Below are 11,535 nucleotides of genomic sequence, written 5' to 3'. Positions count from 1 at the left end.
TTAATCAACTTTGATTTAAGCCCTCTAAATTTAGTGTAAATCCAACTCTGATAAAAAAACAAAAGCCCTGAAAAGGGCTTAAAACGACTCATTTTTTAGAGTTTTAGTGGCTTGTGCAACGGTTACCGATGTTGTGTTTTCGTACTTTATTCAGCTGTTAATTGAATAGATAAGCCTAAAGCATTAGAAAGTAAAGCAAAATTCGAAAGTCTAATATCTTCTCCGTTTTCAATTCGAGAAATATAAGGTCTTTTCTTTCCTACTTTTTCAGCTAAATTTTCTTGGCTCAAATGCAATTCCTTTCTTCGGTTTTTAATAATTTCTCCGAAATAAGATGAAAAAGCATTATCTCTAAATTCCTCACGTTCTTTTGAGCCTTCCTTTCCGTATCGTTTTGCAATCAGTTCTTTTGCATTTATTGATTTTCCCATAATTACTTTTCTTTTAGATAATTCTCTCATATTTTTTCAGCTTGCTTAATTGCCTTTTTGTAATCTTTAGTTCCTTTTTTCTGAAAACCATATAAACAAACAGCTTGCGTACATTCTGCAAAATTCAGATGGTCAATAGCAAAGATTACAATTCGATATTCATTTCCTGCTTTAATTCTCAATTCGTAAAATTGAGTTGATTGCAGTTTTTTTAGAAAATTTGAATTAACAACTTTTATTTCTCCAATAACTTCAATTAGTTGGAAGAATTTTAGTCCAACTCTTTCGTTTTGGTTGTCGATAAATTCCAAACATTCTTCTGTAATATCGATTTCTCTCATTTAACAAATGTAACGAATTAGTTACAATTATTATTCTAAAATCATACTTTCTTTAGAAGATGGATTTTCTCAGTATGAAACACAACGTTTCTGGCTATGATTTCGTTGCGGAAAAATCCGCAGGATTCTTTCCGCCGTAGCCGAAAGATTGCAAAATAGCGTTGAATTCCGCCAAGGAATTCAACCGCAATGAATCATAGCCGATGTTGTGTTTTCGTACTTTATTCAGCTGTTAATTGAATAGATAAGCCTAAAGCATTAGAAAGTAAAGCAAAATTCGAAAGTCTAATATCTTCTCCGTTTTCAATTCGAGAAATATAAGGTCTTTTCTTTCCTACTTTTTCAGCTAAATTTTCTTGGCTCAAATGCAATTCCTTTCTTCGGTTTTTAATAATTTCTCCGAAATAAGATGAAAAAGCATTATCTCTAAATTCCTCACGTTCTTTTGAGCCTTCCTTTCCGTATCGTTTTGCAATCAGTTCTTTTGCATTTATTGATTTTCCCATAATTACTTTTCTTTTAGATAATTCTCTAATATTTTTTCAGCTTGCTTAATTGCCTTTTTGTAATCTTTAGTTCCTTTTTTCTGAAAACCATATAAACAAACAGCTTGCGTACATTCTGCAAAATTCAAATGGTCAATAGCAAAGATTACAATTCGATATTCATTTCCTGCTTTAATTCTCAATTCGTAAAATTGAGTTGATTGCAGTTTTTTTAGAAAATTTGAATTAACAACTTTTATTTCTCCAATAACTTCAATTAGTTGGAAGAATTTTAGTCCAACTCTTTCGTTTTGGTTGTCGATAAATTCCAAACATTCTTCTGTAATATCGATTTCTCTCATTTAACAAATGTAACGAATTAGTTACAATTATTATTCTAAAATCATACTTTCTTTAGAAGATGGATTTTCTCAGTATGAAACACAACGGTCAAGTATAAGCGTAGTGCGGGTTGTCGGAGACGATTTCTGTCCGCCAACTGCAAAGTTTATTAGGAGCAAAAATGTTCGATTTTAGCCCTTCATCCCGCATTACGCTTATACAATGTTGTATGCCCGTGCTTTTTCTTTCGTCCAGCGTTAGGGCAGCCATACTCTTTGACAAGTTTTGGTACGTGCGGCTGCCTTGTGCGACTTGGCAATGTGTATGGATGCAAGCGTTTGGATTCATCTTCAAATTCTTGTCACATTAATTTCTTGATTATTCATTAGAACTAAATCTTTGTATTTTGATCTGGTTAATTTCTTTTGAAGAAACAAATTCTTCTCGATCGATTTAATCTGCTCTAATCCATTTTTTGAAACTATAATAAACCACCCTTCTCCGACTTCTCCATCTTTACGGGGTGTCATGTTAATATTTCCGTTTGACCAATAAATTGATTCTGCCATTAATTCCCCTTCAGAGTTTTTCCAAGCAAATAGTTTGGTCGGTTCAGGCTCCCAGCCTAGATATCTTGCCAAAACAGGGTTAATAGCAATCCATTTAGATTTTAAATCAAATTGATCAAATCTATGATCCCTGATTACAACGATAAATTGTCCTCCAGCTCCCATATCATGATAGTTATTGCTTAATTGGTGAAAAACAGAGCCAAAAATGTAATTGTCTTCTTCATCAAATTCCTCTTTGACAGAAACTTGATACATATATTCTTCAGTTGGAGAGCCCCAATCTAAATTTTTCACTTGATTGTATTCCGCTATGATATTGAAGGTTTCATTGTAGTCTAGAAGTGACTCGTTTAATCTTTCTGATTCACCTATTCGATCTAACCAATCATTGCCAACACCTCCAAAATCTCTCTCTTTAATGGTTTGAATAAATTCAGGTTTAGCTATTTCTGTAAAAAACTGAACAGCATAATCATGAGAGATTAAAAGATTCTGAATTCTTCTGTCATCAATTGTTCCAGAATCTATTAATTCATTGGCTACATGCATTATGGCTCTTCGAGCAGCAATTACCCTTGGTCTAGGGTAAGAATACTTTAAGTATATTTCTTCTAAATGATTTCTTAGCTTCTTTTCATACTCAACCGACCATTCCTCTTCTCGACCAATTTCTTTCATGATTGAGTAGGCTCTATAAATAAGATTAGATTCATCAATTCCAGACTCCTCTGATAAAATTTTGATCAAAAATTCAAATGGTCTTATCAGGTCTCGGGGGTCATTAATATCAACTTCTGGAAAATAAGGGTCAATCTCTTTTTTAAAATCTGGTTTCCCGTTTTCCGGAATATGTAAAGAGTATACTTTAGGTAATTGGATGCTTTTTGGAGTTGGAATTTCTTCTCCTATAGAGGAAAGTATATGTATCGCATTTTTTCTTAATTGATAGTCATTTGATAGAGCTAAGTTGTTGACCTTTGATTTAAGCGAGTGAACTTTTGGAGAGTTGAATGCAGATAATTTCATTATCACATCCATACATAAGTAATTATTTAAACGTCCATTTAACAATTGAGTAAAAGCATAGTCATCATCTTGCTTTATATATTTTGCCAATAGCATTAAGGATTGTTCCCTTACTAACGAGACAGGGCTATCTGATAAATAAACTAAGTAATCGACTAACGTTTCCATGATTGGTCGATCTAATGAAGGAAGAATAGGTAAATACTCAACTGGTTTACTATTCGTCATTAGTCTTTCTAGATAACCAAATATTTCAGGCCAAAGCTCTTCTTCAACATAATCTTCCGTTAGAAGAGGAATGATATCTTCAAGATGTTCAATATATGAACTCGGATAATTGCTACTTACTACGTCATGAGCGAATACTTCAAATGCCTTATTAGATGAGATTGCGGGATTGATTCGTTTTAGTGCATTAAACGCATTGATTCTTGTTCCTCCATCATAATATTTAACCCACCCTGATTCGCTTGATAGCTCAATACTTTTATTGGCTAAACTAGTTGCCAATTCTGTGTTTTCTAGCTCCAAGGCAGCCTCACTTAATTTAGCATAGAAATCCGACTCTCTTCTTCCAATTCTAGCTAGTTTGGCAACTTCTTCAATTTGACTTGAAGACAATAAAGGGGTTATTTTTTCAATAACCTTTGACCAATTAAAAAATGAATTTGCCTGATCTTCTTCTTGAATGATATTCTTGAAATCATCAAAATTTGTAACACGTTCTAGCACTTCATCTTCATCAATCCTTTCATGATCTGTCTTTAAAGTCAATGTATTTGAAGAGCTTGACGAACTATCTCTTTCATCGTTTACAGGTATATTAAACGATGAATAATAGTCTTCTGCTTTTAGGCCTTTTGATGTGTAGAAGTCATCAATTTCAGATAGTAAGTAATGTCTGGTTTCTTCGTAAGCGTTAATTTCTATTGCCGAAATTATGTCTTGAGCGTGCTCTATTAAAAAACCCTCTTTCAAAATTTCATGCCCTTTTTCTAGGATAGATTTGAGCAGAGAAGAATCGGCAGATTCAGCAAGAAGCAGATATAGATTACTATATAATTGAACAATACTTTTGAACTCTTCTTCACTTTTTGTCCGTATGACGAAATGTTTGATAAAAAGAGTAATGGTATCTTTAAAGTCAATCAAATCATTTTCTAATTGCCAAATGGTCTGTTCAAGACCATCATTCAAATTATGTGCAAACGTGACTACCAATAATTCTTCAGAAGCATTCCAATAAGCCCTTCCTTCCGTGGTTTCTTTAATGTGGTTTAAATGAGATAAGAACCACTTTGTTCTTTCAGAAGCTCTTGACGGGTCTTTATGGTTTATTTTTCTTAACCATTCAATCCATGTACTAAATTGATAATCTTTTCTATAACCTACTCCAATAGATTCTTGAATTGCCTGTTTGAGCCATTTTTCAGCTTCATCCAACTCGTCTAAAATGAACCACACTTTTGAGTGAGCCAGACATTCGTTTATACGTCCATCTATATCATGATCATCCAACATGGAATTCTCCAAGGATCTCAACTGTATTACTGCTTTTTCGACATCAAACCCATTATTCAAGAGAGATTTAATGATTTTCCGTTGGATACTTGTAGTCCAATGTTTTGGAGAATTTTTAAACTCGCTAAATAAATAATCTCCTAATAATTCTAGTTTTTCAGAGCCCAATTCAGATACTGCCGATATCAAAAAATCAAAATATTGTCCTTTTGCCTGTGTCAGTTTATACCAATAACTGTTTCGGTGAGATATTTCTTTGTAGTAAAACCGAACTACTGGATATACTCTTTTAATCGGATCACCAGCTACTGGTGTTTGAAGAATCCCTTCCGCTAGAATTTGAGTTGTAATACATAACATTCGTTCAAACTCTACTAAAACTTCTTCATCAGTGCCTTTTGCAACAGTTGGAATAGCAGACGTAATGGACACTCCTTTTCCACATAGGTTAAGTAACTTGTTAAGTTTGATTAATGGTAGGAAGGCGTCTAACGAATCATCATATCCCAACTGGTCTTTAGCCACATTAGATGGTTGTTCCACTTCCTTAATCCAACTATATGTTTCATTTAAGTCACAGGTGACTTTATAAACTAAATCGGCAATGAATATTTTACCAATGGGTTTTGTCTTCTCTTTAGTGAAATGAGTGGTTAACAATGACAAATATTCATTCGCTCGACTTTTATCTTTTAAGTCAAGGCATTGCTCGATAGCGTATTTTATTAGTTGGAAAAGAGAATTCCTTCCCTTTGCAGACGTGGTATCAATTTTTTTTGTGACTTTATTAAAATCATCCCACTTATTTTGATCAACTAAACTATAACCGAGATTTGAAAGCAGCCTTAGCTGTAAATCAGATTCTTTTTCTTCAAACCTGTTTTCTCGGATGCTACCTGAGAATTGAATTTTATCAATTATTGAGAAAATATTATCAGTCTTTTCAAAAAGAGGAGATGTATAAACCCATTCCTCTAAAGAGTCTCTTATTTCTTCGTATCTGTGAGAATCATCAATGAGTATCCCTGAATCTGTAATGATTTCTGGATAGGCTAAATTGTATAAAGTTGCTCCTTCAGATTTGTGTCCATATTCAATAAACAAGCGACATGCTTTGAATGCATACGATTCGCTACAATGTAAGGTATTACCAGTTCTTAGATAATCTCTAGCTAAGTCAAATTTATTTAAGAATAAGAGTTCTTCTGTAAATGATGCAGGATCAATATTGAATAACCTTCTTTCAATTTCTGCCAATGAGAACAGATATCTTACCAGAGTATTGATATCCCTATTTTGTCTAGCTATTTCAACACCTAATTTTGCATCTTGCTTAATCTCTTCTGCTTGTCGGAAGTTAAGTAATTGTTCCGTAAAGCTATGTGGTGTAACAACTGAAACAAACCTATCATATTGCTGTGCTTGAAATAGATGATGATTCTGTTTCCAAGATTTCTCAATCTCTGACTTTACATAATAATCAGCCAGCTGATTATGATATTTGATATTACCTGTTGGGTCATACTCTCCTGTTAAATAATTTAAGGAGGTATGATGAAGAAGGAATTGCTTGAACGAATTATGAAAGAAAGACAAAGCTCTTTCGGTTTCATTAAACAGAAACCTGGCCTTTTCACGAAAGGACTTTAGTACACTAGGTTGAAAACCCCATTCCTGAATGAACTGAAGATTGATCGAACCATTAATTCTGGCAATTAAACCTAAGAATTGAATTTGGCTATCTTCTTTCTGAATAGGCTTCCATATTTTTTTATAATAATTATCAATACTACCATCAATAACTTCAAAAGATTCGATTGTTTCGTCAATTGAATCTGCCTTATTAATTTTTTCAACTAAGTAAGACAGGTATAATGGGTGTCCTTGTGATTTCTCAAATACTTGCAACTTTTGAGAACTAGTAAGTTGAAATGAGGAATCGAGATTATCAATGTACTTGTATACTTCCTCCTTTTTAAGTGAATCTATTTGAATAGTTCTATTACCATTCTGAAATTCAGTTTTAATTTCCTGTTGAATGTCTTCAAGTTCATAGGATTGGCTACCTAAAATAATGAAGACCCCATCAGGTAGAGTAGATGGTAAAGGAAGTTCTCGTAGGAAACTATTTGTTGTTGATTTGTATTCCCTAGGAACATGATCTAGACCATCAATCAATATTATGGTCGGTTGGCCATTTGTAATGAAATCCTCTCCAATTGATCTTAATTGCTCATTGAATACTTCTTTTAGAAAAAGTAAGTCTTTATACGGAAGTATGTCTCTTTTATATATCCCAGCTTCCTTCAATTGAAAAACTAAATCGAAAAAAAGATGTGTAGCATTTCCCCTTTCATAAAAGTTCAAGTGTGAGGATGGATTAACGAAATCAAAGGCGTAGTACCTTATTACTCGTGTTTTCAGACCTTTCGACCATTGATTCAATAAAGTAGATTTGCCGGAACCTGGGCCTCCCAGTAAAAACAGGTATCCATTTTTATGCTCTTCTAACTTAGAATTTAATAAGTCAATTGTTGATTGAATCGGTTGGTATCTTTGTCTATCGACTATTAACTCGTGGTTAAAAATTGTTTTAAATCTGTCAGACCAACCTAATTCTTTAATAATTTCTTGGCGAGTAAATTCAACGACTCTTTCTGGGCTGGCAACTTTTTCAACTATAAATCGGCTGATCTGTTGAAGGTCTTCGTCTTCTTTGGAATATTTAATATTTCCTACACTAAACTGTTTTTGTTTATAATCAGGTTGAAAATCAAAACAGACAATAAATTCCTCAAATTCGGAATCATTTAGATTTGAAGTCTTCTTGATTGCTTCAAGAACAGGCTTCCATTTATCGTCAATCGATTGATTTGATTTTATCTTTGACCAGACTTCTGATACGAAGTCTTTAAATGAACCGATTTTAGTACCGCCCTCCTTCAAGCTGTCATGGGAGGAAATAGGTTTGTTAGTGATTAAATGAGGAAATATTTTTTTGCTAGGATTAGCTGTTTTTAAACTCTTCCAACTAGAGGTGATAAGAGGTAAGAACTCCGTAAAATTTGCAAATGATATATTCGCATCTGCGATAGTCCATTTTACTTGGTATGCATGAATTTCTGAATGAGTGGAATATTGTATGTCATCTAGTTTTTCAGCCTTGGGGTCTGCTATTCGTATCCATTCAAGCTTTTTATTTATTAGATTCAAATAGACAAACCAAGCGAATTCATCAAATTGAGGCAAATAGCCTCCTATTGCTGCTCTTTCTCCACTTGCTGCTACTATTTCTTCACTCATTTTTATTTTTAATCTATGTGCGTTTGGCTAAAAAATAGCTCTTTTGGTTTTTCAGCGTTTGCCTTTGTATCGGCAAAACCAAATGTGCTATTTGGGCGTTGGCTCTTTTTTCGCATGGCATACAACGGCTCTGGCTATGGCAAGTGCGGGATTTTGAAGCCGCTTTCTTGTTCGCCTACCGTAAGTTTATTTAGTTGCAATATCTTCATATTTAAGCAGTCAGCCCGCATTTGCTATAGCCGATGTTGTGCGTTCGTGCTTTATTCTTTTTTTTCTTTTTGAAAGTTCAAATTCAAAGTCAGTTTTCTTTTTTTGTCACTGGAGAAGTCCATAAATGCCCAACCTTCTGTTTTCTTAAAATGCTGAAATGTTTCCCAAAACTTCTGATATTCTGTATCGGACAGAAAATCTTTGTCATCCTTTTTTGTCAAGGGGAGAATAAACACAAATATTTTACAAGTAAAATAAAATTCACCAACCGCAAATGGCAGGTTAGTATCTTGATTCTTTCTTATGTAAGTGACCAACTTAGGTTGCTTGGTAAATCCATGATATGAAATTAGCTCCCCAATTTTTGGTAGCTGAGAGACTTCTATATCTCCATTAATCCAATTAATTGTTTCAGAAAACTCTTCAACATACTCAGTATCGATTACGCTCAAAAAGAACTTACATAGACTTTTATAGATATTCTGAAGAGAAATAGGTTCCTTAGTCTCTAACTTGACTTTATAAGGCATTGAAGGTTCTTCTGGTCGATCATCAATGCTGTAAAACTTCAATTCAACATTACCTTCATTTTGCAACTCAAAATTTTCGCCTTTGAATTTCTTGCTGCCACCTTTTCCCTTCACGTCAAAAAACGTACGGAAAAGTGATAAGTATTGAACTATATCTGGTTCAATTGTCTTACTAAATTGGTCATTACACCGGTCACACTCTTCTAGAAGTATTACGGTTTTATTACCAAGTCCTTCTGAAATGGCATGAGCTTCATTAGTAAAGCTAATAGGTTCATTGGAGTTGTTACAGAACCTACAAACCCTTTTCTCTTTATCTTTTTCACCAATCAGAACACGTTTTGGCCCAACAGCTTTTACATGATACTTGTCAAAGAGATTTCCGAAAAGTTCTTCAAATTGTTCTTCATACTCCTTAAAGTCAACACCGTCATCAATGGCTCTTAAATAGTCGTATAACTTGTAGTTTTCTTTCTGTTCGAATTTTAGATTAGGTAGAAAAAAGAAGTGTTCATTTTCTTTAAGCTTTCTGAAGTATGCACTGACAGCATTTATCGGAGGTAACTGCTCTTTAAATTCGTCAACAAATTCATCAATCTTCTTTCTATTCTCAGGGTTGTTCTGTTGAAAAGACTCAACAATCACTTTTTCATTTTCAGTATCTACTCTGGCAAAGAGTAGCAGCAACTTCTGAACGAATTCTTCTATTGTCTCTTTCTTTGGTGAGTTTACGTCAAATGAAATAGTATCAGTTAATGCTAAAAAAGTTATGGTGTATTTATACATGCTTCACTATTTTTTCGCAAGACGAACAAACAAGTTTTGTCCGCTAGTGCTTTTTTCATTTTAATATTTGTTTGTCGCAAGTCCTGCTACTAAGAATCCCGCATTTAGAACACCGAAAAACGATTCAAATACTGCTATTATTCTAAGGTAGCCTGTTGGACTGTAATCTCCATATCCGAGTGTTGTGAATGTGGTTGAACTGAAATAAATACAGTCCCAGACTGTCAAGTCTATTGGTGTTCCATTATTTAGGACAATCAAATCTCGATTAAACCAATAGATTGCTGAAAACACGCATAGTGTAAGAAGAGATACCCATAAAATCCTTAGTGGCTTTCTACCATAACCCCAATAAAAGAAACTTAATGTTTTGGATATTTTATTGAGTCCTTTGCTATTCTTTCTTAGAAAATTGTGCTCCTTAATAAAGTATTTTATTGCATTAACATCGTCCCCTTGGTCTGCATACATCTTCTTCAAAATCTTATATGCATAAAGATTTTTGTCTGGTAATGACTTGTCTTTTTCTATGTCAAAATCAAAAATGGTACAACCCTTCATCACAGGATTAAAGTAGCCACCCCAAATACTTACCGAACGAAATTGAGTGTTTTCAAAATCACCTGATACTTGGCAGTCGTAGAAACGCCATTGTTGGATTTTAGAGTCTACAATTTTGAAATTCGTAACAGAACAATGCTCAAACTGTAGAAGCGGCATTTGTAATTGTTCTGCTAGCATATTGTCACAAGCGCAGTATGAGAAGCTTAGATTTCCTTCTTCACCAAAGTTTATTTCACCTTTTAGACGTAAACCACAGACATTTACAAACTCAAGTCTTTTTCCTCTCAAGAGAATTCCGAATCCGTTGACGGGCGCATCTACTCCGCCCATTTTTAGTAATTCAAAGTCTTTGGAAGCAGAATAAACATCTGCATGGATACTTACAGACTCATAATCTGATTCAGGTGCTGTCCTAGAGTTTATGCTTAAAATGTTTTCAGATTTCCCCCTTTGTTCTAGCCAATCTAAATAGCTGTAAAATTCAAGAAGGACTTTAAAATGAAACTTTTTACCAAAGTTATGTTTCTCACCTTCAAGCTTTTTGTATGAAACAAATGTTCTTGTTTTATTTTCATGTGTTTGCTCGATCAAAAAAAGCCTCTTTTTCTTAGAAAGCTTTTTCTTTTCAAAGAATGGGGTTAATTCACCGTTTTTAAGAAGAATATCATCATTCAGCTTATTGTCAGATTTCCACTCTTTAAACAATAACAGCGTCTTGTCAAAGTGATTTAAGAGCTTTGGAAAATCATGAAGCTTTCTCCATTCGATGAAGTAGTCTTCTGGCAGACTCCATAAGTCAGTAATATCAGGCTTTGGATTATCCTTTACCCTTTCAAAGAGCTCTTTTGCAGCCTTTTCTTTGTCCTTTAAATATTGTTCTCTTAATGGATTCATCTGGTTCTTCGCATGACGCACAACGTCTCGCGTATATGGTTTTGTGGCGAAGTAAGAAACTGCTCGCCTTTCGGTTAAACTTTTATCTTTTAAAAATGTAAAAAATTTGGATTTAGCACTAATTCCGCCATAAACTATATGCGCTGTTACCCTTTGTTATTTTTCTGTGAGTTGATAATTGTTGACTAAAACAGAAGCAGAAATTTGAAGTAATCTCTCTAGCTCTCTTATCATATCAACAGTCAATTTCTTTTTTCGATTTAAAATTTCGGATACTCGACTTTTACCGCCAATTACACCTACCAAATCTTTTTGGCGTAGATTCAATTCTTCCATTCTGATTTTAATTGCTTCTATTGGATCTGGAGCTTCTATCGGATAATGCTCATTTTCATAATTTTCAATCATTAATGAAAGAATTTCTGCTTCGTCACCTTCTTTTGTGTCAATAGGTGCATCAAAAATCGCCTCCAATCGTTCAAGAGCGTTTCGGTAATCTTTTTCGGTTTTAATAGGTTTTAAATTCATTA

General features: G+C 33.9%; 8 protein-coding genes. All 8 read right to left on the bottom strand.

Features of this window, described 5'->3' with window-relative positions:
• Nucleotides 1-146: 146 nt before the first annotated feature.
• On the bottom strand, nt 147-461 hold the full coding sequence (locus tag LB450_RS09855) for a helix-turn-helix domain-containing protein (protein WP_224487893.1): 315 nt from the start codon (nt 459-461) through the stop codon (nt 147-149).
• A complete protein-coding gene (locus LB450_RS09850; protein ID WP_224487892.1) occupies nt 458-772 on the bottom strand; it encodes a type II toxin-antitoxin system RelE/ParE family toxin in 315 nt (104 codons plus the stop codon). Before LB450_RS09850 ends, LB450_RS09855 begins: the two co-directional genes overlap by 4 nt.
• A 221-nt stretch (nt 773-993) precedes the next feature.
• On the bottom strand, nt 994-1,278 hold the full coding sequence (locus LB450_RS09845; RefSeq protein ID WP_224487890.1) for a helix-turn-helix domain-containing protein: 285 nt from the start codon (nt 1,276-1,278) through the stop codon (nt 994-996).
• Nucleotides 1,279-1,280: 2 nt separating this feature from the next.
• On the bottom strand, nt 1,281-1,619 hold the full coding sequence (locus LB450_RS09840) for a type II toxin-antitoxin system RelE/ParE family toxin (RefSeq protein ID WP_164005755.1): 339 nt from the start codon (nt 1,617-1,619) through the stop codon (nt 1,281-1,283).
• Between the two features lie 330 nt (nt 1,620-1,949).
• A complete protein-coding gene (locus tag LB450_RS09835) occupies nt 1,950-8,021 on the bottom strand; it encodes an NACHT domain-containing protein (RefSeq protein ID WP_224487888.1) in 6,072 nt (2,023 codons plus the stop codon).
• Between the two features lie 260 nt (nt 8,022-8,281).
• Entirely contained in the window at nt 8,282-9,547 is a 1,266-nt protein-coding gene (locus LB450_RS09830) for an HNH endonuclease (RefSeq protein ID WP_224487886.1), read from the bottom strand.
• Nucleotides 9,548-9,607: 60 nt separating this feature from the next.
• Nucleotides 9,608-11,005: a potassium channel family protein gene (locus LB450_RS09825; RefSeq protein ID WP_224487885.1), complete on the bottom strand. Its 1,398-nt coding sequence runs from the start codon at nt 11,003-11,005 to the stop codon at nt 9,608-9,610.
• A 156-nt stretch (nt 11,006-11,161) separates the two neighbouring features.
• A complete protein-coding gene (locus LB450_RS09820) occupies nt 11,162-11,533 on the bottom strand; it encodes a helix-turn-helix domain-containing protein (RefSeq protein WP_224487882.1) in 372 nt (123 codons plus the stop codon).
• Nucleotides 11,534-11,535 lie beyond the last annotated feature (2 nt).

It is taken from the genome of Psychroflexus curvus (assembly GCF_020164585.1).
Taxonomy (GTDB): domain Bacteria; phylum Bacteroidota; class Bacteroidia; order Flavobacteriales; family Flavobacteriaceae; genus Psychroflexus; species Psychroflexus curvus.
Note: the sequence above shows the minus strand (reverse complement) of the source record. Positions and strands in the feature narration are given on the sequence as shown.